Source organism: Novosphingobium sp. JCM 18896, from assembly GCF_025938095.1.
Classification (GTDB): domain Bacteria; phylum Pseudomonadota; class Alphaproteobacteria; order Sphingomonadales; family Sphingomonadaceae; genus Novosphingobium.
The window spans coordinates 47,774-74,140 of record NZ_JAPCZF010000008.1 but is presented as its reverse complement, the minus strand read 5'-3'; the positions used below and the strand labels follow the sequence as shown (position 1 = coordinate 74,140).

At 67.1% G+C, this 26,367-nt stretch carries 27 protein-coding genes; 11 read left to right on the top strand and 16 right to left on the bottom strand.

The genetic code is table 11. The annotated features are described in order from the left end of the window. Window positions 1-24: 24 nt before the first annotated feature. Entirely contained in the window at window positions 25-927 is a 903-nt protein-coding gene (locus OLX23_RS22015; protein ID WP_264447363.1) for a DMT family transporter, read from the top strand. Here OLX23_RS22015 and OLX23_RS22010 read toward each other — a convergent pair. Both OLX23_RS22010 and OLX23_RS22005 read right to left on the bottom strand, forming a co-directional pair. Beyond that, a complete protein-coding gene (locus OLX23_RS22010; protein ID WP_264447361.1) occupies window positions 924-1,268 on the bottom strand; it encodes a hypothetical protein in 345 nt (114 codons plus the stop codon). The genes OLX23_RS22015 and OLX23_RS22010 overlap by 4 nt on opposite strands. A gap of 316 nt (window positions 1,269-1,584) precedes the next feature. After that, window positions 1,585-2,679 carry an AraC family transcriptional regulator gene (locus tag OLX23_RS22005; protein ID WP_264447360.1) on the bottom strand — a complete coding sequence of 365 codons (1,095 nt, stop codon included), beginning with the start codon at window positions 2,677-2,679 and terminating at the stop codon, window positions 1,585-1,587. Between the two features lie 334 nt (window positions 2,680-3,013). Here OLX23_RS22005 and OLX23_RS22000 point away from each other — a divergent pair, with 334 nt between their 5' ends. Further along, window positions 3,014-5,473, top strand: a complete 2,460-nt coding sequence (locus tag OLX23_RS22000) for a PAS domain-containing protein (protein ID WP_264447359.1) — start codon at window positions 3,014-3,016, stop codon at window positions 5,471-5,473. Between the two features lie 9 nt (window positions 5,474-5,482). On the opposite strand, the gene OLX23_RS21995 is transcribed toward OLX23_RS22000, so the two are convergent. The 4 genes from OLX23_RS21995 to OLX23_RS25770 form a co-directional block, all read right to left on the bottom strand. Beyond that, window positions 5,483-6,079 carry a response regulator transcription factor gene (locus OLX23_RS21995; protein WP_264447358.1) on the bottom strand — a complete coding sequence of 199 codons (597 nt, stop codon included), beginning with the start codon at window positions 6,077-6,079 and terminating at the stop codon, window positions 5,483-5,485. Between the two features lie 104 nt (window positions 6,080-6,183). After that, a complete protein-coding gene (locus OLX23_RS21990) occupies window positions 6,184-6,483 on the bottom strand; it encodes a DUF1153 domain-containing protein (protein WP_264447356.1) in 300 nt (99 codons plus the stop codon). A 10-nt stretch (window positions 6,484-6,493) separates the two neighbouring features. Next, window positions 6,494-6,919, bottom strand: coding sequence for a histidine kinase dimerization/phospho-acceptor domain-containing protein (locus tag OLX23_RS21985; RefSeq protein WP_264447355.1), 426 nt, complete (start codon window positions 6,917-6,919; stop codon window positions 6,494-6,496). A 206-nt stretch (window positions 6,920-7,125) separates the two neighbouring features. Beyond that, a complete protein-coding gene (locus tag OLX23_RS25770) occupies window positions 7,126-8,481 on the bottom strand; it encodes a hypothetical protein (protein WP_319641340.1) in 1,356 nt (451 codons plus the stop codon). 453 nt (window positions 8,482-8,934) lie between these two features. Between OLX23_RS25770 and acnA the strand changes: the two genes are divergently transcribed. The 4 genes from acnA to OLX23_RS21960 all read left to right on the top strand — a co-directional run bounded on the left by acnA (window position 8,935) and on the right by OLX23_RS21960 (window position 15,091). Continuing rightward, window positions 8,935-11,607 (top strand): aconitate hydratase AcnA, encoded by a 2,673-nt coding sequence (acnA, locus tag OLX23_RS21975; RefSeq protein WP_264447354.1) that lies wholly within the window; start codon window positions 8,935-8,937, stop codon window positions 11,605-11,607. 209 nt (window positions 11,608-11,816) lie between these two features. Continuing rightward, window positions 11,817-12,200, top strand: a complete 384-nt coding sequence (locus OLX23_RS21970) for a rhodanese-like domain-containing protein (protein WP_264447353.1) — start codon at window positions 11,817-11,819, stop codon at window positions 12,198-12,200. Between the two features lie 180 nt (window positions 12,201-12,380). Continuing rightward, window positions 12,381-14,294 carry a putative bifunctional diguanylate cyclase/phosphodiesterase gene (locus OLX23_RS21965; protein WP_264447352.1) on the top strand — a complete coding sequence of 638 codons (1,914 nt, stop codon included), beginning with the start codon at window positions 12,381-12,383 and terminating at the stop codon, window positions 14,292-14,294. Then, the gene (locus OLX23_RS21960) at window positions 14,291-15,091 is read left to right on the top strand and encodes a PAS domain-containing protein (protein WP_264447351.1); all 801 of its coding nucleotides are present in this window, start codon (window positions 14,291-14,293) and stop codon (window positions 15,089-15,091) included. The genes OLX23_RS21965 and OLX23_RS21960 overlap by 4 nt, the downstream gene beginning before the upstream one ends. On the opposite strand, the gene OLX23_RS21955 is transcribed toward OLX23_RS21960, so the two are convergent. Continuing rightward, the gene (locus OLX23_RS21955) at window positions 15,088-16,131 is read right to left on the bottom strand and encodes an AraC family transcriptional regulator (RefSeq protein ID WP_264447350.1); all 1,044 of its coding nucleotides are present in this window, start codon (window positions 16,129-16,131) and stop codon (window positions 15,088-15,090) included. The genes OLX23_RS21960 and OLX23_RS21955 overlap by 4 nt on opposite strands. 326 nt (window positions 16,132-16,457) lie before the next feature. On the opposite strand from OLX23_RS21955, the gene OLX23_RS21950 reads away from it, so the two are divergent. Beyond that, window positions 16,458-16,799: a hypothetical protein gene (locus tag OLX23_RS21950; RefSeq protein ID WP_264447348.1), complete on the top strand. Its 342-nt coding sequence runs from the start codon at window positions 16,458-16,460 to the stop codon at window positions 16,797-16,799. A 15-nt stretch (window positions 16,800-16,814) separates the two neighbouring features. Further along, window positions 16,815-17,228 (top strand): hypothetical protein, encoded by a 414-nt coding sequence (locus OLX23_RS21945; protein WP_264447347.1) that lies wholly within the window; start codon window positions 16,815-16,817, stop codon window positions 17,226-17,228. A 474-nt stretch (window positions 17,229-17,702) separates the two neighbouring features. Here the strand turns inward: OLX23_RS21945 and ruvB are convergent, their stop codons facing one another. From ruvB to ruvA, 4 genes are read right to left on the bottom strand one after another with little or no spacing between them, the layout of a single operon-like run. Then, window positions 17,703-18,749: a Holliday junction branch migration DNA helicase RuvB gene (gene ruvB, locus OLX23_RS21940; RefSeq protein WP_264447346.1), complete on the bottom strand. Its 1,047-nt coding sequence runs from the start codon at window positions 18,747-18,749 to the stop codon at window positions 17,703-17,705. Beyond that, window positions 18,746-19,156 (bottom strand): NUDIX hydrolase, encoded by a 411-nt coding sequence (locus OLX23_RS21935; RefSeq protein ID WP_264447344.1) that lies wholly within the window; start codon window positions 19,154-19,156, stop codon window positions 18,746-18,748. Before OLX23_RS21935 ends, ruvB begins: the two co-directional genes overlap by 4 nt. 23 nt (window positions 19,157-19,179) lie before the next feature. Then, a complete protein-coding gene (locus tag OLX23_RS21930; protein ID WP_264447343.1) occupies window positions 19,180-19,911 on the bottom strand; it encodes a ParA family protein in 732 nt (243 codons plus the stop codon). After that, window positions 19,908-20,516: a Holliday junction branch migration protein RuvA gene (gene ruvA / locus OLX23_RS21925; protein ID WP_264447342.1), complete on the bottom strand. Its 609-nt coding sequence runs from the start codon at window positions 20,514-20,516 to the stop codon at window positions 19,908-19,910. The genes OLX23_RS21930 and ruvA overlap by 4 nt, the downstream gene beginning before the upstream one ends. A gap of 149 nt (window positions 20,517-20,665) precedes the next feature. On the opposite strand from ruvA, the gene OLX23_RS21920 reads away from it, so the two are divergent. Continuing rightward, window positions 20,666-21,229: a hypothetical protein gene (locus OLX23_RS21920; protein ID WP_264447341.1), complete on the top strand. Its 564-nt coding sequence runs from the start codon at window positions 20,666-20,668 to the stop codon at window positions 21,227-21,229. A gap of 36 nt (window positions 21,230-21,265) precedes the next feature. On the opposite strand, the gene ruvC is transcribed toward OLX23_RS21920, so the two are convergent. From ruvC to OLX23_RS21900, 4 genes are all read right to left on the bottom strand, one after another. Then, window positions 21,266-21,742, bottom strand: a complete 477-nt coding sequence (gene ruvC, locus OLX23_RS21915) for a crossover junction endodeoxyribonuclease RuvC (RefSeq protein ID WP_264447340.1) — start codon at window positions 21,740-21,742, stop codon at window positions 21,266-21,268. A gap of 151 nt (window positions 21,743-21,893) precedes the next feature. Further along, window positions 21,894-22,646, bottom strand: a complete 753-nt coding sequence (locus tag OLX23_RS21910; protein WP_264447339.1) for a YebC/PmpR family DNA-binding transcriptional regulator — start codon at window positions 22,644-22,646, stop codon at window positions 21,894-21,896. Between the two features lie 114 nt (window positions 22,647-22,760). Beyond that, a complete protein-coding gene (locus tag OLX23_RS21905; RefSeq protein WP_264447338.1) occupies window positions 22,761-22,994 on the bottom strand; it encodes a DUF2312 domain-containing protein in 234 nt (77 codons plus the stop codon). A 96-nt stretch (window positions 22,995-23,090) separates the two neighbouring features. Then, window positions 23,091-23,405: a DUF1244 domain-containing protein gene (locus OLX23_RS21900; RefSeq protein ID WP_264447336.1), complete on the bottom strand. Its 315-nt coding sequence runs from the start codon at window positions 23,403-23,405 to the stop codon at window positions 23,091-23,093. Between the two features lie 59 nt (window positions 23,406-23,464). Here OLX23_RS21900 and pyk point away from each other — a divergent pair, with 59 nt between their 5' ends. Beyond that, window positions 23,465-24,934, top strand: a complete 1,470-nt coding sequence (gene pyk, locus OLX23_RS21895; protein ID WP_264447335.1) for a pyruvate kinase — start codon at window positions 23,465-23,467, stop codon at window positions 24,932-24,934. Between the two features lie 160 nt (window positions 24,935-25,094). On the opposite strand, the gene OLX23_RS21890 is transcribed toward pyk, so the two are convergent. Then, window positions 25,095-25,754 carry a YggS family pyridoxal phosphate-dependent enzyme gene (locus tag OLX23_RS21890; protein WP_264447334.1) on the bottom strand — a complete coding sequence of 220 codons (660 nt, stop codon included), beginning with the start codon at window positions 25,752-25,754 and terminating at the stop codon, window positions 25,095-25,097. Between OLX23_RS21890 and OLX23_RS21885 the strand changes: the two genes are divergently transcribed. Next, on the top strand, window positions 25,753-26,325 hold the full coding sequence (locus OLX23_RS21885) for a thiamine phosphate synthase (RefSeq protein ID WP_264447333.1): 573 nt from the start codon (window positions 25,753-25,755) through the stop codon (window positions 26,323-26,325). The genes OLX23_RS21890 and OLX23_RS21885 overlap by 2 nt on opposite strands. The last annotated feature ends 42 nt before the right edge of the window (window positions 26,326-26,367 follow it).

Here is a 26,367-nt window from a genome sequence, read left to right as displayed (position 1 = left end):
GCCTGATGCTCTAAGCGACGCGCCATGACCCGCGCGCATCGCATCATGCCGTTCCTCTCGGTCACCGCGGGGATCGCCACCTTCTCGACGATGGACGCGCTGATGAAGAGCGCCTCGATCGAAGCCGGGGTCTACAACGCGCTGCTGTTCCGCGCTGGCATCGGCATCGTGCTGATGGTCCCGGTCTGGCTGCTGGCGAAAGGCCGCTGGCCCTCGCGCCAGGCGCTCAAGGTCCACGCGCTGCGTTCGGCCGTGGTCGCGGCGATGGCGCTGCTGTTCTTCTGGGGGCTCGTGCGGCTGCCGATGGCCGAGGGCATGGCGCTGTCGTTCATCTCGCCGCTCGTCGCGCTCTATCTCGCCGCCGTGCTGCTCGGTGAGACGATCCGCTCGCGCGCGGTGCTCGCCTCGCTGTTCGGCCTCGCCGGCGTGGCGGTGATCGCGGCCGCCCGCTTCGGCGAGGGGGGCGGCTTCGGCGCGGCCGGACCGGGGATCCTGGCCGTGCTGCTCTCGGCCGTGTTCTATGCCTGGAACCTGATCCTCCAGCGCCAGCAGGCGCAGATCGCCCGGCCCGTCGACGTCGCGCTGTTCCAGAACGTGTTCATCGGCCTGATCCTCGTGCTCGCCGCACCGTGGTTCGCAGTCGTGCCGAGCGCGCTGGCGCTGCGCGACGTGACCGGCGCCGCCGTGCTCGCGGCGATCGCGCTGATGCTGCTGTCCTGGGGCTATGCCCGCGCCGAGGCGCAGGCGCTGGTCCCGCTCGAATATACCGCCTTCGTCTGGGCCGCGCTGATGGGCTGGCTGTGGTTCGACGAAGCGGTCACCGCCACGACCATCGCGGGCACCGTGCTGATCGTCATCGGCTGCTGGATTGCAACGCGCGAGGAAGCCCCCGCCGTGCCGGCCGCAAGCCTGCCGCCCGCGCCCTAGCGCCGGATCAGACGGCGCAGCTGGCGCGAATGCAGCTTCTCGATGTTGCGATAGCCGGCGAACAGTTCCTTGCGGCCGGCCGCGGCCTGCGCGTGCTGCGCCATCAGTTCGGCGGCCGCGACCTGGAGCGAACCTTGGACCATCGCCCGCACGGCCCGGTCCCAATCACCCCACACGGCCTCTTCGTCCTCGGAAATTTCGGCAAGACGCAGCGCCTCGGCGACATGAGCGGCAGGCATGTCCTCGCCCGCGACCTGGCGATGGGCCTCGAACAGGCCCACGAGCGTCAAGGCCTGTTCGAGCACCAGCTCGGGTCGCCCCGTCCCGCGCGCAATGCGCATAAGGTTCGCCGTCAGCTCCCTCAGACCGTCACGAACTGCCGTTGCCGACATCTGGCTTGCCGAACAATCGGCACGGTCTGGCATAAAATCTTTTTCCTGGCGAAACCCGATCGCGCAGACTTCAAGGCAAGAGCTCGAATTGCACGAGCTCGTTTCTAACGCTGTTGTACAGGTGATCAATAGTGACTTGACGACTGTACAGTTTCAACTTGGGACGCTGCCTCGCCTGCGTCACCAATGCACTATCGACTCAAGCGAATAGCTGACCTCGTCGAGCTTGACGAGGCCCTCCTGTGATCTCGATGCGAGCAGCGCCTCAGGCGCAGATGGGATCGAGGATGTCGAACTTCGCGGGGTGCCGATAGTCGCGCTCGAACAGCGGTAGACCGCGCTCGGCAGAGCGCCAAGCTGCAGGCGACTTGCCGAATTCGATGGTGAACCAGCGCGAGAACGAGCTCAGCGTCGAATAGCCGAGCAGCAGACCGACGTCGGTGACCGAATGGCTCGACGTGCCGAGATAGCGCACTGCGAGTTCGCGGCGGATCTCGTTGAGCAGCGCGGCGAAGGTCGCACCTTCCTTCTCGAGCAAGCGCTGCAGCATGCGCGGATGCAGGCTCAGCTTGTCGGCGACGCTGTCCATCGTCACGTTGCCGCGGCTGAGCGTGGCGAAGATCACGCGACGAACCTGCTCGGCGACGGTCGCGACGGGGCGCGGGCCGGCGTAGAGTTCGAGGCACTGCTCGGCGTGGCGCGCCATCACTTCGTTGGCCGCGCGGTTGCCGATCTCCAGCGTTTCAGCGGCACAGATGATGCCGTCGAAGTCGCTGTCGAACTGCACGGGGCATTGGTAGAAGCGCTTGTGAATGCGCATGTCGGCCGGTGCCGAATGGCGGAAGTGGATGCACTCGGGCTGCCAGCGGCCGTTCGACAGTTCGCGCAGGGTCTGGAACAGCAATCCGATCGCGAACTCGACGATCTGACGCGAGCCGTAGCCGGGAAGGATGTCGCCGCGGATCGTCGCCATGTCGCCCTCGATGTCGAGCGCGTAGTCCATCAGATCGCCGAGTAGACGCTGATGCTTGACCAGCGATTCGACCGCGCCGCGCAGGGTGCCGCGATGCTGGAGAAGCAGGCTGATCGGGCCCAGCGCCGCGAAATTGCGCGGCTCGACCATGAGCAGGGCCAGAGCGTCGCACCGGCTTTCGCGAACGGTCTCTTCGGCCAGGCGAACGACGGCGCTGGCCGCCAGCCGCGAATCGGCGTCGTTCAAATCTTCGGGACGAATCCGCGCCTTGCGCAGCAGCGCATAGGGATCAACACCCAGTTGGCTCACCACCTCGATATAGTTCGCCAGACAAACGGCGCGAACCTGTGGCACGAACTCAGACTTGACCGACTGGACCTTCGACATAACGCGGAAACCCCCTGACGGGGTTCCAGATACGCATCTGCGCAAGATATGCGATATCGGAGAACTACCGCATCTGCGGCACGCTTCACCGGAAAAATCGCAAGACAAGTCTTTGCTGCGCGAAGGTTTTTGTCACTCGATCCGTTGCAATTCTCTATCGACTTGATCAGAAACGGTTTTCTGTGGAAAACTGAATGAGAGTCGGTTTCATTAGCGATCGGACGCGCTGCCAACCCGCGATTCTGGCGCGCGGCGGCCACGCTACGGTAGAATCGCCATATTGCTGAATTCTTTGGCTTACACGATGATCAAGGGTCATGGGGGCAGCAGCTTTATGCTGGATGGGGAAGATCGCTGGCGCACTGCGCTAGACGCCGCGGGTATGGGCGTCTGGGACTGGGACGTCGTCGGCGGTCGCATCTATTATTCTCAGATCTGGAAAGAGATGCGCGGCCTCGGCGACGACGACGATGGCCCGGCCATCGGTCAGTGGCGCGAATGGGTACACCCCGACGATCATGCGCTCGTCGACAGCACCCTGGCCGATCATCTCGCCGGCCTGACCCCGCACTACGAGCTCGAACATCGGATCAAGTGCACCGACGGCAGCTACAAGTGGGTCATCGCCCGCGGCATGGCCTGCGAGCACGACGCGGACGGCCAGCCCACGCGGATCATCGGCACCAATCTCGACATCGACGCGGCGAAGCGCGCGGCGATCCTGGCCCGCCGGCACGGCAAGCTGCTCGAGGCCATCGCCGCCTGCAATCTCGCCATCGCCCGCCGCAAGTCGATCGACGAACTGTCGAGCGACATCTGTCGCATCCTGGTCGAGCGTGGCGAGATCGACATGGCCTGGGTCGGGCGCCCGTCCCCCGATGGCCGCCTGATCGAGCCCGTAACCAGCTACAGCCTCGATCCCGAAGCGCACGACATCAAGCAGTTCGTCATCATGACGAGCGCGGACCATCCGTTCGGGCGTGGTCCGACAGGCACCGCCTATCGTGGCCCCAGCGCCGTGTGGATCGACGACGTCGTCACCGACGTCAGCACCGAGGTCTGGCACGATCGGGCCACGAGCTCGGGGCTCAAGGGCGCGGCGGCGATTCCGATCTACCAGAAGGGCCGGATCGTCAACGTCCTGACGCTCTACACCGACGAGCCCGCATTCTTCGACGAGACCACCAAGGCGCTGCTTCAGGACATGGGCGCGCAATTCGGCCTCGCGCTCGACGCGCTCGAGGCCGAGCGTGCCGCAACGCGGTTCCGCAACAGCCTTCGCCTGTCCGAATGGCGCGCGCGCGCGATCTTCGAACGCGCGCCTCTGGGCATTGCGCTGGTCGATTCGGTGACCGGCCTGATCCTAGACGCCAATGCCAAGTTCCAGGAGATCGTCGATCGCGATCTCGTCACCCTGCAGCGTCTGAGCTGGCAGGACATCACCCCGCCCGACCAGCTGCAGAAATGCATCGAGGACGTAACCCCGTTCTTCAACGGCGAGGTACAGAGCTTTTCCTCGGAGAAGGGTTATCTTCGGCCCGACGGATCGGTGGTTCCGACCAGCCTCACCGCCACCCGCTTCGACACGCCCGACGGTGAGAATCCCCGCCATCTAGTGATGATCGAGGACATCACCGAACGCATCGACCTGCAGCAACAGCTTTCGCAGCGGCAGCGGCTCGAAGCGCTCGGCCAGCTCACCGGCGGCATCGCGCACGACTTCAACAATCTGCTGACCGTCATCATCGGCAACAGCGAAGCGCTGGCTTGCGAACTCGGCGAAGGCGATCTCGGTGAACTTGCGGGCCTGATCCTGACCACCGGCGAACGCGCCGCGGAATTGACCGGCCGCCTGCTGACCTTCGCACGCAAGCAGTCGCTGATGCCAAGCGCGATCAAGATCGGCGACCTGCTCGACGGACTGCTGCCCTTGCTCCGCAGGGCGATACCCGACGGCATCGACCTCAAGCTGCCCGCGCGCTTCTCGACCCGCTCGGTCTACGCCGATCCCGCACAGCTCGAGATGGCGCTGCTCAATCTCGTGCTCAATGCGCGCGACGCCATGCCGCGCGGCGGCGTCATCGAGATCTCGTCGGAAAACATTCTCGTCGGCAAGAAGCCCGGGGTGATCGAGCTGCAACCGGGACCCTACGTCGTGCTCGCCCTGAGCGACGACGGACTGGGCATGACCGAGGAAACGCTGGAAAAGGCGTTCGATCCGTTCTTCACCACCAAGGGACCGGGCCAGGGCAGCGGCCTTGGCCTCAGCATGGTCTATGGCTTCGCGCGCCAATCGGGCGGCCATGTCGAGATCGCCTCGCGGCCCGGCGAGGGCACGACGGTACGGCTCTATCTGCCCGCCACCACCGAAGCGCGCCCGCATGCCCCTTCCGCGCAAGCCACGCCGCACGACCGCGGCACGGGCGAGGTCGTCCTGATCGCCGAGGACGATGCCATGGTGCGCAAGTTCGTCTCGTCGCAGGTCGATGCGCTCGGCTATCAGACGATCGCCGTGCTCGACGGGCATTCCGCGCTCGCGGTGCTCGGCAGCGACACCCACGTCGACCTGCTATTCACCGACATCGCCATGGACGGCGGCATGGACGGGATCGAACTGGTCCATCGCGCGCGCGCCATCCGCCCCGAACTGCCCGTGCTGTTCACCTCGGGCCACGCCGAGGAACATCTGCAGCGGCTGGCGGAAATCGACGCACTGCTGCTGCGCAAGCCCTATCGCAAGAAGGAACTGGCCGCGCACCTACGCCAGGCGCTCGGCGGCAGCGAGACCGCCTAGCCACAGCGGCTAGATCAGCTTCGCTTCCTTGGCCATCACCAGCGCCGCCCCGATGTTGGCGACGTTCAGGCGCTTCATGATGCGCGCGCGATGCATGTCGATCGTCCGCGTACTGAGGCCGAGCTCGTAGGCGACGACCTTGCTCTGCTTGCCCGTGGCCAGCGCGCGCAGCACTTCGAGTTCACGCTCCGACAGCGAATTCACCGCGCCGAGCTTCTCGCGCTCGGCGCGCAGGCGCTCGTTCTCTTCGATGCGCTCGCCCGCGCGGGTCAGCGCGTCGCGCAACTTCTCGCGGCGATAGGGCTTGCTGAGAAAGTCTATCGCGCCCGCGCGCATCGCCGAAACCGCATCCGGAACCTCGCCGAAACCGGTCAGCAGGACCACCGCATGATCGGTGTCGAGCGCGCTCAGCCGGCTCTGCACTTCGAGCCCGTCGAGATCGGGCAGACGCAGATCGAGCAAGACACAGCCCGAGGGCAGGTCCGCTGCTTCTGCGAGAAAGGCTTCACCGGTGGGGAACGTCTGTACGTCATGGCCTTCGCGGCGCAGGATCAACGATAGCGACGCCAGAAGTTGGGGTTCATCGTCGACTATGTGAATGTACAAGCATCACCCCAACTTGTTTCGGGGGAGACTATGCCTAGTCGCGAGGGGCATCAAGCGGATAGCGGCGCGAAATCTTGCACCGTCCCAAATCGAATCGCTTCTATTCAGTAGCGCTGACGCCGCTCGAACATCTCGCGATGCTTCTGCGAGCGCGTGACCCAGAGCCCGCGCATGCCGAGCCGTTCGACCCCGCGCTGCCACGAGACAAATTCCTCGAGTTCGATGCCGTAACGCTCGCAGACTTCCTCGATCGTCAGCAGCCCGCCATCGACCGCGGCCACGAGCTCGGCCTTGCGGTGCGCGATCCAGCGCTTGGTGTTGCGGGGCGGAAGCGAGGCAAGCGTAAGCGGCAGCCCCATGGGGCCGACAACCGATTCCGGACGTGATCCTTCCATGGCACTCATTCCGGGTCTCTCAACGCTCCACGCTGCGAAGCTTGTGCGGCACGCTCCAGTGGCGTGCGCGCTTGAACATGGCGCGGCGCGAAGCCGCCTTGGTCTCGCCGAACGCCGTGCAGGCCGGCGCGATGGCGAGCGTCGGCTCGCGCGCTTCCTCGCGGTCGAGATAGGTTAGGACGGCGTCGGTGAGCGCCTGGCTGCCCGAAAGAATAGCGCGGACATATTCGGCACTGGCGGGGCTTAGGCCTTCGTCGAGAAGAAGAAGTTCGGCGAAACCGCTGATCGAATTCAGCGGATTGCGGAGATCCTGCGACATCTGATGAAATTCGGTAGCGAAGCCCTGCTTTTCTGCTCCCTGTTTTGCAACCTTGTAGTCTGCAACGCCCATTCCGAGAACTCCGCACAGGATTTGATTCGGCGACAGCGATTCGCCGTTAACCATGTCTGACTATCCGACCCGATCCGAACGCCCTTCGCTTTCAACGACACCGGATTGACAATCGGAGACTCTGCCTTCGAAGGCCAGATACCAATCAGCAGATTCCATGCGACGTTGGTCGTAAGTGCACAAAACACGGTCCCCGCGGGGACGAAATCAGATCCTCGCGCCGACCGTTCGACCGGCAGATTCGTATCGACTCGCGGCCTTCAGAAGGCGACGCGATCACCCAGGGCGACCTGCGCGAATCGGCCGCGCGGCGCAGGGCTGGCACGTTCGATCCGCGTCCAGCGCGCCAGCTCGGCGGCGCTCAGCCAGCGGGCCCGCGAGAAGGGCACCGAATTGGTCATGGCGTAGAAGGCGCGGGCCTCGCCGTCGCTCATGCCCATGGTGCGATAGTAGTCGAGGTAGGCGCGGTTCTTCGGCGCGTTCATCGAATAGTCCTGCGGACCGCGACCGGTATCGTCTTCCCACGAATGAACCGCGAAGCGCGCGCTCGGCTCGGCCGACTTGCGGACACCCGCGAGGAACAGCTCGACCGCGCCCGAAGCAACCCAGCCATTGGCGGGAACGTGGGTGGCGATGCCCTTGGCGCGGATCATCTGACCGAGACGCAGGTTGGCGCGATCGTCGTCGGTGCCGGGGCACTCGACCAGGTCGATCGTGGCGATGCCCGGGTGATCGCGCAGCATCGCGTTGAAGGCGGCCGGGGTCGCAGCATTGGTCACGCCGACCATCGAGGCGCGCGTCTCATCGACGACGCGGAAGGGACCATAGGTCTGCGAGCGGAAGCCCAGCGCGGCCGGACGGGCGGTGCGAGCATACTGCGGCGCAACCGTCTGGACCGGCGCGGCCGCAGGCACGGCGGCCGGCACGTCGAAGCGGGCCCAGCGGTCCATCTCGCTGGCCGAGAGCCACTTGGCGCTCGAGAAGGGCACCGAATTGGTCATGGCATAGAACGAGCGGGCCTCGCCGTCGCTCATGCCCATGGCCTGGTAATAGTCGAGGTAGGCGCGGTTCTGCGGCGCGTCGGCGGCGAAGTCGCTGGGCTCGTGCCCGGCGTCGTCTTCCCACGAGTGGACCGCGAATTCGGCGCCGTTCTCGGCCGAACGGCGCTGGCCGGCGAGATAGAGCTCGACCGCGCCCGAGGCGACGAAGCCGTTGGCCGGAACGTGGGTGGCGATGCCCTTGGCGCGGATCAGGCGGCCGAGGCGCAGGTTGGCGCGGTCGTCCTCGGTCCCCGGGCAATCGATCATCTCGATCGTGGCGATGCCGGGATTGTCGCGCAGCAGCGTCTCGAAATGCGTGACCGAATCGCTGTCGGTGATGCCGACCAGCGCGACGCGCTTGGCGTCGAGCACGCGGAACGGACCGTAGACGGCCTCGCCCTTGGCGACAGGCGCCTTGGCCATTTCGACCGCACGCTCGCTGCCGGGCTCGGCGACGGGCACCGTCGCGGCAAGCTCGCTTTCGGCGAAGTTTAGGTCATAGGGCAGCACCTGCGCGGCCAGTGGCTGCGGCAGAAGGGCAATGAGCGGAAGCAGGAGGGAGGCGATCTGGCGCATGCCACTCTGGTGCGCCCACCCCAGTTACTGCCGGGGCAAATTCGACGGTTAAGCCGATTTAACCCACCAAGGTCGCAGCCTGGCCGCTCCCGAAACGCGGGCCGCAGCCACGAAAGAGCGGGGAGAGCCTGAGGCTCTCCCCGTTCGAGTAGGGGGATGGAGAAGTTTTTATGGATTGATACGGGGAAGGGGGATGAGAGAACCCCGCACTTCGCCCTCAAAGCAGAGATTTCGCGCGTAGGTTTGCCCGATCGCGACGATTGCTTTGCAATTGTGGCCAGCATCCTGCGGCCTGGGACACGCCGAGGCCCGCTCCGAAATCCCCCGCGCCCCTTGACCTAGCGGCCCGGAACGCGCATCGGCGGCGCGACGAATCCGTCATTTTCCGCGTTGCAGCATGCTGCCGCGGACGACGGCCGGACAGACAAAAACCATCGAGGGAAACATAGGCGCATGACCCAGGTCGGACAGGACACGCTCGGCACCCGCAGCACCATGAACGTCGGCGGCAAGGAGATCGCCTACTACTCGCTCAAGAAGGCGAGCGAAAAGCTGGGCGACATCACCCGCCTGCCCTTCTCGATGAAGGTCCTGCTCGAGAACCTGCTCCGCTTCGAGGACGGCGGCTTCACCGTCGCCACCGGCGACATCCAGGCGCTGGTCGACTGGCAGAAGAACCCCGCCGAATCGCAGAACGAGATCCAGTACCGCCCGGCGCGCGTGCTGCTGCAGGACTTCACCGGCGTGCCCTGCGTGGTCGACCTCGCGGCGATGCGCGACGCCATCGCCACGCTCGGCGGCGACACCAGCAAGATCAACCCGCTGGTTCCCGTGAACCTCGTGATCGACCACTCGGTCATGGTCGACGAGTTCGGCCACCCCAAGGCCTTCGAGCAGAACGTCGAGATCGAGTACCAGCGCAATTTCGAGCGCTATGACTTCCTCAAGTGGGGCTCGAAGTCGCTCAACAACTTCTACGCCGTGCCCCCGGGCACCGGCATCTGCCACCAGGTCAACCTCGAGAACATCGCCCAGGCCGTCTGGACCTCGACCGACCAGAACGGTGTCACCGTGGCCTATCCCGACACCTGCGTCGGCACCGACAGCCACACCACGATGATCAACGGTCTGGGCGTGCTCGGCTGGGGCGTCGGCGGCATCGAGGCCGAGGCCGCGATGCTCGGCCAGCCCGTGTCGATGCTGATCCCCGAGGTCGTCGGCTTCAAGCTGACCGGCGAGCTCAAGGAAGGCGTCACCGCCACCGACCTCGTCCTCACCGCCACGCAGATGCTGCGCGCCCACGGCGTCGTCGGCCGCTTCGTCGAATACTTCGGCCCGGGCCTCGCCTCGCTGAGCCTCGCCGACCGCGCGACCCTGGCCAACATGGCGCCCGAATACGGCGCGACCTGCGGCTTCTTCGGCATCGACGACAAGACGCTCGACTACCTGCGCCTCACCGGCCGCGAGGAAGGCCAGATCGCGCTCGTCGAAGCCTATGCCAAGGAGCAGGGCTTCTGGATCGACCCGTCGGTCGAGCCGATCTTCTCGTCGAGCCTCGAGCTCGACCTCGGCACCGTCGTGCCCTCGCTCGCCGGCCCCAAGCGCCCGCAGGACAAGGTCGTGCTGACCCACGTCGACGACGTGTTCAACCATGACCTCGGCGAGGTCTACAAGAAGCAGCAGTCGCGCGTTCCGGTGGCCGGCAAGGACCACGACATCGGCGACGGCGACGTCGTGATCGCCGCAATCACCTCGTGCACCAACACCTCGAACCCGGGCGTGCTCGTCGCCGCCGGCCTCGTCGCCAAGAAGGCCGACGAGCTCGGCCTCAAGCCCAAGCCCTGGGTCAAGACCTCGCTCGCACCGGGCTCGCAGGTCGTCACCGACTACCTCGAGAAGGCCGGTCTGCAGACGCACCTCGACAACGTCGGCTTCAACCTGGTCGGCTATGGCTGCACCACCTGCATCGGCAACTCGGGCCCGCTGGCCGAGCCGATCTCGAAGGCGATCAACGAGAACAACATCGTCGCTGCCTCGGTGATCTCGGGCAACCGCAACTTCGAGGGCCGTGTCAGCCCCGACGTGCGCGCGAACTTCCTGGCCTCGCCGCCGCTGGTCGTCGCCTATGCGCTCAAGGGCACGGTCATCGACGACTTCACCACCACGCCGATCGGCACGGGCAAGAACGGCCAGGACGTGTTCCTCAAAGACATCTGGCCGACCAATGCCGAAGTCGCGACGACGATGGCCAATGCCGTCGACCGCCAGATGTTCCAGGCGCGCTACGCCGACGTCTACAAGGGCGACAAGCACTGGCAGGCAATCAACGTCACGGGTTCGGAAACCTACCAGTGGCGCGCGGGCAGCACCTATGTCGCCAACCCGCCCTACTTCGAGGGCATGTCGATGACCCCGGCCCCGGTGCAGGACATCATCGAGGCCAAGCCGCTCCTCATCCTGGGCGACTCGATCACCACCGACCACATCAGCCCCGCCGGCAACATCAAGGCCGACAGCCCCGCCGGCCAGTGGCTGCAGGAGCACCAGGTCGCCAAGGCCGACTTCAATAGCTACGGCGCGCGCCGCGGCCACCATGAAGTCATGATGCGCGGCACCTTCGCCAACATCCGCATCAAGAACGAGATGGTCCCCGGCGTCGAGGGCGGCTTCAGCCGCTACGGCGAGGAAGTCGGCGCGGTCTACGACGTCGCGATGAAGAACAAGGCCGACGGCGTGCCGATGATCGTCATCGCCGGCAAGGAATACGGCACGGGCTCGTCGCGCGACTGGGCGGCCAAGGGCACCAACCTGCTCGGCGTCCGCGTCGTCATCGTTGAGAGCTTCGAGCGCATCCACCGCTCGAACCTCGTCGGAATGGGCGTGCTGCCGCTGCAGTTCAAGGACGGCGACACCCGCGCCTCGCTGGGCCTGACCGGCGACGATCAGTTCACGATCAAGGGCGTCGCCAGCCTGCAGCCGCGCCAGGACGTGACCGTCGAAGTCACCCGCAAGGACGGCTCGACCTTCACCTTCACCGCGCTCTGCCGCATCGATACGGCGAACGAGATCGAATACTTCAACAACGGCGGCATCCTGCACTACGTGCTGCGCAAGCTCGCTTCGTAAGCGTTCAGCTTCGGGTAAAGCCGACAAGATCAGTCTCCCGTTCCCACCCAGGGAGCGGGAGACTTTCTTTATGCAGCGCATGCTTCCGGTTCTGGCGCTCGCCCTTCTGGCGCCCACCCTTCTGGCTAGGCCAGCCCTCGCCGAGCAGGCTCCGACCAATCCAGGTCGACTATGCCGGCTTCGCCCGGCTCGTCGCCGAGCTGGGCCCGGTGCGCGAGGCGCATCGTCTGGCCTGGCCCGAATTCGCCCGCCGCGCCCGCGCCGAGGGCGCTGTGCTGCTCGACGCGCGCACCCCCGCAGCCTTCGCGCGCGGCCACATCAAGGGCGCAATCAACCTGCCCTTCACCGACTTCACCGCCGAGAGCCTGCGCGCCGCGCTCGGGCCCGACGGCGACCGGCCGGTCTACATCTACTGCAACAACAACTTCCGCGATCACCGCGCTCCGGTGCCGCTCAAGAGCGCGCCGCTGGCGCTCAACATCCCGACCTTCGTCAATCTCCACGGCTACGGCTACCGCAACGTCTGGGAGCTCGCCGACGTGATCGGCACGGCCGACGCCGGGGTCGAATGGCAGACTGCGCCCGAAGCCTGACGAGTCCCCAACTGCTAAGGCCCTGTCGGCGATTGGCGAGCGCGCGGAACCGGGGTTCCATAAGGTGAGCCCCGAGCCGATCGGCCAAACCCATCCCTCATGCGGCGGGTCGGCTCCACGTTTTCGCGCCATCGTCGCAACGGCGAGCGCCTGTCCTGGGGCCCCGCGGGCATGTTCGAAATGCCATTCTCCCAGTTCTTCGCGGCCGGTGCCTCCGTCACCCGACGCCGCGCCAGGCCCGATGAAGCGGCCGAGCGCATGCGCGCACTCGCCGAATACGCGATCCTCGACACGCCCGCAGAACCCGCGTTCGATTCGATCGTCGAACTGGCGACGCAAATCTGCGAGACCGGCATGGGCGCGATCTCGCTGGTCTGCGACGACCGCCAGTGGTTCAAGGCCGCGCATGGCGTCGGCTTTCGCGAGACACCGATCGAACAGGCGATCTGCGCGCATGTGATCGAGGGCTCGGGCGTCTTCATCGTCGCCGACGCGGCCCGCCATCCGATCTTCCACGCCAACGAACTGGTCCGCGGCGAAGCCAATCTGCGCTTCTACGCGGGAATCCCGCTCCACTCGCGCGAAGGCGTGCCAATCGGCGCGCTCTGCGTGTTCGACGATACGGCCCGGCCCGACGGGCTCGACCCGGTCCAAGCGCGCGCGCTGGCGGTGCTTGGCAAGCAGGTGGAGACGCAGCTCGAACTGCGTCGCGCCATTGCCGTCCAGGAAGCGCGGATCGAGCGCGAGCGCCGGCTCTCGCGCAAGCTCGAGCATGCCGCCAACCACGACAGCCTGACCGGCCTGCCCAACCGCGCGAACCTGATCCGCGCGTTCGAACGCCGTATGACCGCCCCGCTCGGTTACGACCACGATCCGGCACTGTTGCTGATCGACGTCGACAATCTCAAGACGATCAACGACGGCTTCGGCCACACCGCCGGCGATCTCGTGCTGACCGAACTGGCCAATCGCCTGCGCGAGACGCTCGGTGAAGACGCCCTGGCCGCGCGCGTCGGCGGCGACGAATTCGCGGTGATGCTGCGCCAATGCGCCTCGATCGACCACGCCGCCGAGATCGCCGGCACCCTGTTGCACGCGGTGAACCTGCCGTTCTTCCACGAAGGCCGGAACCTCAACTGCCGCATCAGCATCGGCTATGCCGCGGCCCAGGACGACGACTTCGCCACGCTCCACCGCAAGGCCGACCTCGCGCTGAGCAATGCCAAGGCCGCCGGACGCGGTTGCGCGCGCGCCTTCAGCACGACGCTGGCAGGCGCCTACGATCGCGAGCGCCAGATGCTCGAGCGGGCCGAGACCGCGCTCGCCGAAGGCCGGATCCTGCCGTTCTACCAGCCCAAGGTCGAACTCGAGACCGGGCGGCTGATCGGCTACGAGGCGCTGCTGCGCGTCGTCACGCGCGACGGCAACGTCGAACTCCCCGCTGCGATCGCCGCCGCCTTCGACGACCGCGAGTTGGCCGTGGCGATCACCGATTGCATGATCGAAGGGGTCCTGTCCGACCTGTCCGACGCGCTGGCCCGCGGCATCGACGTCGGCCATGTCGCGATCAACACCACCTCGTTCGATTTCGCCACGGGCGACTTCGCCGACCGGCTGCTCGCCCGCCTCGCTCTGCGCGGCATCGCGCCGTCGATGATCGAGGTCGAGGTGACCGAGACCGTCGCGCTCGGCTCGGGCCGCGATCACGTGCGCCAGGCGCTCGTCGAGCTGGCCGATGCCGGCGTGCGCGTCTCGCTCGACGATTTCGGCACGGGCTATGCCTCGCTGACCAACGTCAAGCAGCTGCCGATCTCGGCGCTCAAGATCGATCGCTCGTTCGTCGGCGGGCTGGGCAACGAGTCCGACGACTCGATCGTCGTCGCCATGTCCACGCTCGGGACGCGCATGGGCCTGCAGGTCATCGCCGAAGGGATCGAGAGCGCCGAGCACGTCGCCATGCTGCGCCGCTTCGGCGTGCGCTACGGCCAGGGCCACCTGTTCAGCAAGGCCGTATCGAGCGCGCACTTCGATGAACTGGCGCAGATGTCCGCGAGCGGCCGCTGGGCCGAGCCTGCCGGGGAAACGCCGCAGTGACGAGCATCATCGAGACCTTCTTCCGCCATCACGCCAATCCCTGCTGGATCTGCGAGGGCGAGGAGCTGCGCTTCGCCGACAGCAACGATGCCGCGATCGCGCGCTATGGCCTGTCGCGCGAAGCCTTCGACGGGCTGACCCTGCGCGACCTGCACCCGGGCGTAGCCCCCCTGCTGACCGGCCTGCGGATGCTCCGCGACGATCGCCTGCCGGCCGACGACGAAGTGCTCCAGCACCATTTCCGCGACGGGTCGATCCTCGAACTGACCTTGCGCGGCATCAGCCTCGACATCGGCGATCGTCACTATCGCTTGGTCATCAGCCGCGACGTCACCGATCGCGCCGCGCAAGGCACGACCGACCGGCAGCTCGGCTATATCGAGCGGCACGCATCGCGGATCGCCAGGATCGGTGGCTGGCGCTTCGACACCGGCACCCAGCTCTTCGCCTATACCGCAGCGGCGCGCGAGATCCTGCGTCTGCGCCCCGAGGATCGCGGCGACTGGGGCGATGCGATCCAGACGATCTCGCCCACCGAGCGCGCCGCGGCTCTGGCCCTGTTCGAGACCTGCATCGGGTCCGGTGAGCCGATCGACCACACCTTCACGATAGTCGGTCCGGCCGGCGTGCAACGGCGGCTGCGCACGATCGCCGAAGCCGAGTTCGGCATTTCGGGCAAGGTCGCTGCGATCGTCGGCGTGGTGCAGGACATGACGGTCGAGCAATCGCGCGAAGAAATGCTCGCCGCGCAACAGGCGCTGTGGGCGCGTACGCCACTGCGCGACGAAGCCGCCTAGGCCGCCTTGGCGGTTACCTTGACGACGTTTTCCTCGGGCGAGGCCTTGCGCCAGGCCGCCGGCGACTTGCCGAATTCCTCGGTGAACCAGCGGGTGAACGAGCTGACCGTCGAATAGCCGAGCAAGAGCGCGATGTCGGTCACGGTCTGCTTCGAACCGTTGAGATAGCGCATCGCCAGTTCGCGCCGCGCCTCGTTGAGCAATTCGCCGAAATTGGTGCTCTCGCGGCTCAGCATCCGCTGCAAGGCACGCGGATGGATCGCCAGATTCTCGGCGACCTTCTCCTTGGTGGCATTGCCGCTGCTGATCAGCAGGAAGATCGCCTGGCGCGCCTGTTCGGTCACCGAACTCGTCGGCCTTTGGTGCGACAGCATGTCGATGAAGCGCTGGGCGTGCGCGGCCATCGCCGGATCGCTCCAGGGATTGGCGAGGTCGAGCGAGGCCGAACTGCAGGCGATGCCGTCGAATTCGCTGTCGAACACCACGGGGCAGCCGAACACGCGACGATGGGTGTTGAGCATGGCCGGCGCAGAATGGCGAAAGTGGATGCTCTCGGGCTGCCAGGCGCCGGCCATCAGCTCGCGATAGGACCTTGCCGCGATGGCGACGGTCGATTCGACGATCTGCCGCTGCGCGAAGCCGGGCAGATGCTCAATGCGGATCATCGCGTGATGACCGTCGTCCTCGACCCCGGCGGAGACGATGTCGTTGAGCAGCTTCATGTTGCCGATCACCTTCTCGATGATCGATCGCACGGTCGGCTGATAGCGAAGCAGCAGGCTGATCGGCCCGAGCGTACCGACGCTGCGGCTGCCGGCGATCAGCAGGCCGAAGTCCTCCCGGCCCGACTGCGCGGCGCTGTCCTCGTAGAGCTTCACCAGGGCGCTGGCGGCGATCATCGTCTCGGGATCTTCGAGATCCTCGGGCCGGATCCTGTTCTCGCGCAGCAGGCTGTACGGATCCAGGCGTACGAAGCGCGCCACGTTCATGAAGGTCTGCAGGGCAGACGCTCGAACCTGAGGGATGAAACCCTGGCTCATCACCTTTCCCATCCTCGACTCGCCCGATTGTGGACGGTCTGTGGAAAAGTGTATGCTTCGTCCCGCGCTAGGCACCCCTCGGATGAATCCGTTTTGGTGGTTTCGTGATAAAAGCCTGATCGAACACGCGGAAATCTCAAACAAAAAGGGCGGCCGATGCGGCCGCCCCTTTCATTCTGTACGATTATGAAACACTGGCGCCCGTTCAGGCCCCCGTTCCGGCGTCGTCGTCGCGCTTGGCCAGCTTGCGACGTGCGAACACGGTCGCCGCAGCCGCACCGAACAGGATCAGCATCGGCGGAGCCGGCACTTCGTGACCGCCGCTGGTGCTGCCGGTCGACGACGAAGAGGAGCTCGACGAAGAGCTGCTGCTCGACGAGGACGACGAGGTGCTGCTCGAGCCGCCGGTCGAACCGGTCGACGACGAGGAGCTCGAGGAGCTGCTCGACGAGGACGAGCTCGACGACGATCCACCCGAGGTCGCGCCGCAGTGCTTGCCGCAACCGCCGCTGCTGCCCGACGACGACGAGCTCGACGAAGAGCTGCTCGACGAGGACGACGAGCTGGAACCCGACGAACCCGAGCTACCGCTCGAACCCGAAGAGCCGCTGCTGCTGCTCGAAGAGCTCGACGAACCGCTCGAGCCCGAGCTGCCGCTCGAACCGTGATGCGGATGATCGGGCTTGCCGCCGCTGCTACCGCTCGACGACGAGGAGCTCGACGAAGACGAGGACGACGAGCTCGACGACGAGGACGAGCTGCTCGAACCGCCCGACGAGCTGGTGGTCGTCGAGGTGATGCCGCCGGTCGTGCTGGTGACGCCGCCCGTGGTGCTGGTCACGCCGCCGGTCGAAGTCGAGGTCGAACCGCCGCTGGTCGAGGTCGAGCTGCCGCCCGAACCGCCGCTCGACGTCGAGGTCGAACCACCGGTGCTGGTCGAGGTGATGACGATGCTGCCACCCGAACCGCCGCCGCTGCCGCCGAAGAAGCCGCCGAAGAAACCGCCGCCGAAGCCGCCGCCGCCCGAGCCGCCGATGATCGTCGGCGCACCGCCGCCCGACGTGGTCACCACCACCTGGGGTGCCGGCGCAACATAGGGCATGGCCACGGGGGGCTCGATCTGGCGGCGTGCCGGCGGCTCGACCCGAGCCGTACGCGGCGGCTGCACGACGCGGCGCGCCGGCGGCTGCCGACGCTGCACGACGCGGCGCGCCTTCGGCTGCTTGACGTGCTTGACGTACTGCGGGTTTTTGGCCGGCGGCTCAGCGACGTGAACCGCCCCGCCTCCGATCAGCGCACCGCCCGCGACTGCGGCGGACAATTTCGCGATGGCCATACGAACCGACATAAGCGTGCTCTCTTCGTTTCCCCGTGCGCCGGCCTTGGTAAGCACCCAAGCCAGCACACCCTGTGCCACCAAAAACGCAGAGAGTGATTAATGCGACAACGGCGTTAACTGTGATTCGCCTGTCCCGAAGTGAGAATGCCCGCTTATTCGCGGCTATAGTTATGTGACTGTCCCGAAACGGAACTGTTCACCGGCAGAACCCGAAGAAATCGCGCGCGAATGGTTACGGCTGATCGTCACCGGGAGAATCGAAAAGCCCCGTCTGGCTTCCGTTCGGCGGGGTGATTCCCAGGTGCTTCCAGCCCAGATCGTTGAGGCAGCGACCGCGCGCCGTGCGCGCGACGAGGCCCAGCTGGATCAGGTAGGGCTCGATCACTTCCTCGATCGTGTCGCGCGGTTCGGACAGGCCCGCGGCCAGGGTCTCGACCCCCACCGGCCCGCCTTTGTAGATCCCCGCGATCATCCGCAGATAGCGCCGATCCTGCGCGTCGAGCCCCAGCGAATCGACCTCGAGCCGGGTCAGGGCATCGTCGGCCAGGGCATGATCGATCACCTGGCTGCCGGCGACATGGGCGAAGTCGCGCACGCGCCGCATCAGCCGTCCGGCAACGCGCGGCGTGCCCCGCGCGCGGCGGGCGATCTCGCGCGCACCGCCGGGCTCGACGCTCATGCCGAGCAGCCGCGCGCCGCGTGTGACCACGCTTTCGAGCTCCTCGACCGTGTAGAAATTGAGCCTCACGGGAATGCCGAAACGGTCGCGCAACGGCGTCGTCAGCAGGCCCTGGCGCGTCGTCGCGCCGACCAGGGTGAACGGCGGCAGATCGATCCGCACCGAGCGCGCCGAAGGCCCCTCGCCGATGATCAGGTCGAGCGCGCGGTCCTCCATCGCCGGATAGAGCACTTCCTCGACCACGGGATTGAGCCGGTGGATCTCGTCGATGAACAGGACGTCGCCGTGCTCGAGATTGGTCAGCAGCGCCGCGAGATCGCCGGGCTTGGCGATGACCGGACCCGAGGTCGCGCGAAAGCCGACGCCGAGCTCGCGCGCGACGATCTGCGCCAGGGTGGTCTTGCCGAGGCCGGGCGGGCCGAAGAACAGCACGTGGTCCATCGCCTCGCGCCGCGAACGCGCGCTCTCGATGAACACGCGCAGGTTGTCCTTGGCTGCGGCCTGGCCGACGAATTCGCCGAGCGTCTTGGGGCGCAGCGCCGCATCGACGTCCTCGGCCTGGCGCTCGGCCCCGGTCAGACGATCCTCGCGATCGCTCATGCCGCGACCAGGGCCAGTGGCAGGACGTGATCGCGCGTCAGCGGCGCCAGCGGCAGGTTGATCGGCCCCGCGGGATCGATCCAGACGGCCTCGGCGATCTCGGCCTGGACGGTAATCGCGCCGTCCACGCGCAGCGCGAAGATCTCCGCAACGACGGTCATTCCCGGCTCGTTGGCGGCGGGTGCCGAGGCCCGGCCGCGATAGTCGAAGGCGTCCGGCTTGATCGCCAGGCCCAGTTCCTCGCCGAGCTCGCGTGCCAGCGCGACGCGCGGCTCTTCGCCGGGCTCGATCTTGCCGCCGGGCTGCATGAAGGCGCTCGTGCCCTGCTTGCGGACGAGCAGCAGCCGGCCGTCGGCCCGGCGCAGCATGGCCACCGCGATCTGCAGAATGTCCGCCCCTGCCGTCACGTCGTCCCCGTCACTTGGCCCCGTCACTTCGCCAGCACCCGCTCGACCCTGTTCCACACCTGCGCGACCGCCTGGACGCCGGGCGAACGCGCGGAGGTGAAGGCGCCCAGCGGCGCGCGGCGGTGGCTCATCGCCTCGAACATCGACGCCATCGGGATCGCCGGCCAGTCGGGCTCTGCGGCCAGCGCCTCGCGATGCGCGACGCGGCGGCGGTCGACCATCGAGAAGACCGGCAGCAGAGGCGCCTCGAAGGCCTTGCGGCCCGAAACGTGCTCGGCCACCGCGTCGAGCGCACGCTTGGCCAGCGGCGCGGGGATCACCGGCACGACGACGAGACTCGCCGCGCGCAACACCTGCTCGGAGGTGTCGGTCAGCCCCGGCGGGCAATCGATGACCACGAGATCGCGCTTGGCGGACAGCGCCTCGGCCATTTTCGCCAGCCGCTTCTTCTTGTCGAGATCGCGGAAGATCACGTCGAGATCGCGCAACGAGGAATCGGCGGGCAGCAATTCGAGCCCGTCGACCGCGGTGGGCACGACGAGCCTGGCCGGATCGATTTCCTTACGGATCGCCGCCTCGGCCTTCTCGCCGCCTTCGTCGTGGCCGAGCAGCCAGCTAGCCGCGGCCTGGCCGTCGAGATCCCAAAGCAGGGTGCGCCGCCCCGCGCGCGCCGCCGCCCAGGCGAGATTGACCGCGAGCGTCGTCTTCCCGACACCGCCCTTGAGACTGTAGACCGCAACGATCGGCACGCTCATCGTGTCGCCCTCTTCAACGCCACCCGGATCAGCGCGTCGAGCTGAGCGTCTTCGCCGAGCTCGTCAAGCGCCTGCGCCACCGCCTGTGCCGCGACCGGGGGTTTGAAACCCAAGTTTTGCAATGCCGAGACAGCGTCGGCTGAGGCCGGACCTGCTGGCAGCGCCGCGCCGCCAGCACCGGTCGCACCCGGCGCGGTCGGCAGGCCGCCGGCCTTGTCCTTGAGCTCGTTGACGATGCGGCCCGCGAGCTTGGGGCCGACGCCCTGCGCGCGTGCCACCGTCGCCGCGTCGCCGCCGGCGCAGGCGCGCTGCAGTTCCTCGGTCGAGAGCGCCGAAAGCACGGCCAGCGCCATCTTGCTGCCGACGCCCTGGACCGCGGTGAGCAGGCGGAACCAGGCGCGCTCGGCGCCGCTGGCGAAGCCGATCAGCCGCACGTCGTTCTCGCTGACCTGCATCTCGGTGTGGACGGTCACCGCATCGCCGGCGATGCCGAGCGCGGTCAAAGTCTTGGCCGAGCAGTGGACGAGATAGCCGACGCCGGAAACGTCGATCACCGCCCAGTCGGGGCCGGTATCGTCGAGCGTGCCGGAGAGCTTGGCGATCATGCGCGCCTGATAGCACGCCGGAACGAAAAGGGAATCTCTCTCGCGTACCTGATGCCCGAGTTTTTTCTGGCCAAGTGCTGCCGTCTGCCCCAGACAATCGGCCAACGACAGAACACCACGGGTCGCTATCGGTTCAGGAAGGAAGAACGATGGCGAAATACCGGATGATGACGGCCCTGGCGACGGTTTGCGCGCTGGCCGCTTGCGGCAGCGGTGGCGACAAGGCGGGCGGCTCTGCCGCCGAGAAGCCGAGCGAGGGCGGCGGCATGCCGGCGAACTGGAAGGCGACCGACGCCTGCTCGATCCTCGACAAGGCCGCCGTCGCCGAAGTGCTCAAGCGCGAGGTCGGCGAGACCAGCCTGGCGCTGGTGCACGAACCGAGCGCGACCGACGCGGCGACCTCCGAATGCACTTATGCGGGGCCTGACGGCAATGTCGCCAGCCTGATGGCGCGCTGGTCGCCGATCAACGACCAGACCGCCGAGACGATCACCGCCGCACGCTCGACCGCGGCCGCGGCGCTGAAGGCTTTCGGCAAGACGCCCGAGGACGTTCCCGGGCTCGGCAAGGGCGCCTTCTTCGCGCCGGGCATCGACCAACTGACGGTGTTCATCGACGGCGCCCGCATGATCGTCGTCACCGCGCAGAAGGTCCCCGATGGCGTGTCGGGCAAGGATGCGACGATCGCGCTGGCGAAGAAGGCCGGGGCTTAGGCTAAAGCGCAAGCGGCAACGGCGTCAGCTGGAAACCTAGCGGTGACTGCCCAGCATGTTGGCGTGGGTGATCGCCACGGCCAGGGCGTCGGCAGCGTCGGCGCCCGCGAGCTTCACGCCCGGCAACAGGACCTTGAGCATCGCCTGGACCTGCGCCTTCTCGGCGCCGCCGGTGCCGACCAGCGCCTTCTTGACCACCTTGGTCGAATATTCGGCGACCTTGAGCCCGGCGCGCGCGAGGCTGAGCATGGCCACGCCGCGCGCCTGGCCGAGCTTGAGCGTCGACTGCGGATTGACGTTGACGAAGACCTCCTCGACCGCACCGGCATCGGGCCGATGCTCGATGATCACCCGCGTCAGCTCGGCGTCGAGCTCGACCAGCCGCTCGGCCATGCCAGCGCTTGCATCGGTGCGGATCTGGCCGTTGGCAACGTGGCTCAGCCGAGAGCCCGCCTTGGCGACGAGGCCCCAGCCCGTGCAGGTGAGGCCGGGATCGATGCCGATGATGATCATGGCAGCAGGTCCTCCCCCACCGGGGGAGGTGGCAGATGCGAAGCATCTGACGGAGGGGGTGTCGGGCGCATGACCTCGCCCCCTCCACCACCGCCCTTCGACAAGCTCAGGACGGCGGTCCCCCTCCCCCAAAGGGGGAGGATCGGGTGGATCAACCCAGCTTCTCCATGACCTCGTCCGATATCTCGTAGTTGCCCCAGACGGTCTGGACGTCGTCGTCGTCGTCGAGCACGTCGATCAGCTTGAGCAGGGTCGCGGCGTCGCTCTCGCCGACATCGGTCTTGAGGTTCGGACGCCAGGCGAGCTTGACCGCCTCGGCCTCGCCCAGGACCTTCTCGAGCTCGCGCGAGACCGGGTGCAGGTTCTCGACGCTGGTCCAGATCGCGTGCAGGCCGTCTTCGCCCATGTCGCTCTCGACGTCGTCGGCGCCGGCCTCGATCGCTGCCTCGAGGACCTTTTCCTCGTCACCGACCTTGTTCGGATATTCGATCAGGCCGAGGCGCTCGAAGCCGTGGCTCACCGCGCCCGAGGCGCCGAGGTTGCCACCGTTCTTGGCGAAGGCCGTGCGCACGTTGGTGGCGGTGCGGTTGCGGTTGTCGGTCAGCGCCTCGACGATGATCGCGACGCCGCCGGGGCCATAGCCCTCGTAGCGCACTTCCTCGTAGTTCTCGCCGTCGCCCTTCGACGCCTTGTCGATGGCGCGCGCGATGTTGTCCTTGGGCATCGACTGCGCCTTGGCGGCGTTGACCGCGGCACGCAGGCGCGGGTTCATGTCCGGGTCGGGCATGCCCATCTTGGCGGCGACGGTGATTTCGCGCGAAAGCTTGGAGAACTGCGCCGAGCGCTTCTTATCCTGCGCACCCTTGCGGTGCATGATGTTCTTGAATTTGGAATGGCCTGCCATGGGATCTTTTCGTCTGCTGGGTTGGCGTTGTCGCGCCCCTAGCCCACTGGCGCCTTTCGGGCAATCCGAGGCTTCGTCATCCCCGCGGTCACGGGGATGACGAGCCGAACCGGACTATTCGAGGCCGAGCGCGGCCTTGTAGAGGTCGAGGATCGATTCCATCTCGCGGCGATCGTCGGGCGGCATCTTCCGCAGGCGCACGACCTGGCGCATGATCTTGGCGTCGTAACCGACGGCCTTGCCCTCGTTGTAGACGTCCTTGATGTCGTCGCTGATCCCCTTCTTCTCCTCTTCGAGGCGTTCGATGCGCTCGATGAGAAGGCGCAGGCGGTCGTCGGTTTCGGCCATCGGGGAAGTCTCCAAAGGATTTGAGTGAATCGGTTGCCCGCGCCTTTAGCCGCGCGAGCCCATCGGAGAAAGCGGCGCCTGTGGATTAGTCCGGCGTCAGTGAGTCCCGCCGTTCTTCTTGAGGCTTTCCTCCATGCGCGCGAGCTGTTCCGGCGTGGCCTCGGTCTGGAACTTGTCCTTCCACTCGCCCGCCGGCATGCCGTGGATCAGTTCGCGCGCCTGGGCCTTGTCGCCCTCGAAACCGGCGTCGATGATCCAGTCGGCCAGGCAGTTGCGGCAGAAGCCCGCCAGGCCCATCAGGTCGATGTTCTGCGCATCGTGGCGCTTGCGCAAATGGCGGACCAGCCGGCGGAAAGCGGCGGCAGCCTTTGCGTCATCCAGCGTATCCAACGTGTCATTCATGCCGTTCATCCTTGGTCTTTGCGGCCGGCTTTGCCATAGGACGCCGCGATTGTGAAAGAGGTAGCGTCTTGGCCAAGTCCCATACCCCGGAAGTGACGCTCGCAGCGCGCAAGGTGAAGATCCTGGCGACGCTGGGGCCCGCCAGCGCCAATCCCGAGATGATCGGCCGCCTGCTGCGCGCCGGCGCCGACGCCTTCCGCGTCAACATGAGCCATGGCGATCACGAGACCCACGCCCGGACCATCGCCGCGATCCGCGCGGCCGAGAAGGACTTCGGGCGGCCGATCGGCATTCTCTGCGACCTGCAAGGGCCGAAGCTGCGCGTCGGAATCTTCCAGGAAGGCCGCACGGTCATCCGCCACGGCAGCCACTTCACGCTCGACCGCGACCCGACGCCGGGCGACGAGACGCGCGTATGCCTGCCGCATCCCGAGCTGTTCGGCATTCTCCAGAAGGGCCAGCGCCTGCTGATCGACGACGGCAAGCTGCGCCTGCGCGTGATCCGCGCCGACGACAACGAAATCCTCTGCTCGGCCGAAGTCGGCGGCATCATCTCGGACCGCAAGGGCGTCAACGTGCCCGACGCGGTCGTGCCCGTGCCGGCGCTGACCGAGAAGGACCGCCGCGACCTGGCCTTCGCGGTCGAGCAGGGCACCGACTGGGTCGCGCTGTCCTTCGTCCAGCGCCCCGAGGACGTCGCCGAGGCGCGCCGCCTGATGGGCGGCTACGGCGCGCTCGTCGCCAAGATCGAGAAGCCCGCGGCGATCGACCGGCTCGAGGAGATCATCGAACTCGCCGACGGCATCATGGTCGCGCGCGGCGACCTCGGCGTCGAGCTGAACCCTGAAGAGGTGCCGCCGCTGCAGAAGCGCATCGTCGCCGCGACGCGCCGTTCGGGCAAGCCGGTGATCGTCGCCACGCAGATGCTCGAATCGATGATCGAGAGCCCGGCGCCGACCCGCGCCGAAGTGTCCGACGTCGCCAACGCGGTCTACGACGGTGCCGACGCGGTCATGCTCTCGGCCGAGACCGCGGCGGGCGCCTGGCCCGAGGAAGCGGTGACGATCATGCACCGCATCGCCACCCAGGTCGAAAGCGACGCCGGCTATGGCGAGCGCGTCCACTTCACCGACGTGCGCCCCGATGCGACCACCGCCGACGCGCTGGCCGAGGCCTGCGCGCAGATCACCCAGACCCTGCCGATCGCGGGCGTGATCGTGTTCACCGGCTCGGGCTCGACCGCGCGCCGCGTCGCACGCGAGCGGCCCGGCGTGCGCATCCTGGTGCTGACCCCCTCGATCAAGACCGCGCGCAAGGTGGCGCTGCTGTGGGGCGCCTATCCGGTGCACACCAAGGACATCGGCTCGTTCGAGGAAATGATCGCCAAGGGCCGCCGCATGGCGTTGCGCCACGGTTTCGGCACGGCCGGCTCGAAACTGATCGCGCTGGCCGGGGTTCCGTTCGGCACGCCGGGCGCGACCAACCTGCTGCATGTCGTCACACTGACCGGCGACGAACTGAAGCGGCACGCGGGCTGACCACCCTCACCGCTGCGACTAGGTTCACTGCGTTCACCAAGTCTCGCTCCTCTCCCGCCAGCGGAAGAGGGTTTCCTTTACCTTCTCCCGCTGGCGGGAGAAGGATAGCGCAGCTTGCCGCGGCAGCGGCTAGCGAAGCTTGGATGAGGGTGGCGAAGCGCTACCGCGCCCCGAACAGCGCCGAACCCACGCGCACATGCGTCGCACCGAGCGTGATCGCGGTCTCGAAGTCCTCGCTCATGCCCATCGACAGACCGGTAATGCCGTTGTCGTCGGCGAGCTTGCCGAGCAGCGCGAAGAACGGCGCCGCCTCGATCGTCGCGGGCGGCACGCACATCAGGCCGGCGAGCGGGATCGCCGTCGCGCGGATCTCGGCCAGCAGCGCGGGCAGGTCGGCGATCGCGCAGCCGCCCTTCTGTTCCTCGGCGCCGATGTTGACCTGGACGAAGCAGGGCACCTGACGGTCCAGCTTGTCCATCGCCTTGGCCAGCGCCGTCACCAGCGAGGGGCGATCGAGCGAATGGATGCAATCGAACAGCGCGACGGCGTCCTCGGCCTTGTTCGACTGGAGCTGGCCGACGAGGTGCAGCGCCAGATCGGGGTGCATTTCGCGCAGCGCCGGCCACTTGTCCTGTGCCTCCTGCACGCGGTTTTCGCCGAACGCGCGCTGGCCGGCGGCGATCAGCGGCGCGATGCGCTCGGCCGGATGGGTCTTGCTGACCGCGACGAGCGTGACCTCCTCGGGCTTGCGGCGAGCGAGCCTGGCGGCGGCGGCGATGCGGTCGTTGACGGCCGCGAGCAGGGTGGCTGGTTCCTCCATGGCGCGCTGCTATAGCGAGGCGATGCCGCAGCGCCAGTCCGCATTGCCCCAGATTTGGCTCGTCAGCGACGCCCGCAACGACGCCATGCTCGAGACCGTCCTGGCGCGCCTGCCGCGCGGCTCGGGGCTGATCTACCGGCACTACCACCTGCCGCCCGCCGAACGCCGCGCGCGGTTCGAGCCCCTGGCCAGGCTTGCGCGCCAGCGAGGCCATTGGCTTGTCCTGGCCGGCAACGCCGCCGAAGCCCGCGCCTGGCGGACCGACGGTGCCTATGGCTCGCCCACAATGCTCAGCGCCGGCCCGGCCCTGCTCCGTCTGGCCACCGCCCATTCGCTCGCCGAGATCGCCAACGCCCGCCGCGCGCGCGCCGACGCGATCCTGCTCTCGCCGGCCTTCGCGACGCGGTCGCATCCGGGGGCTAAAGGGCTCGGACCGATGCGCTTCCGGCTGCTGGCCGCGCGCGCCGGCCTGCCCGTGATCGCGCTCGGCGGCATCGACGCCCGGCGCGCGCGACGCCTCGGCGGTCACGCCTGGGCGGCAATCGACGGGCTGATTCCCAAGGATTCTTGACGGGGAGTCACCCCGAGGCGCATAATTCGCGCCTAGCAGGGG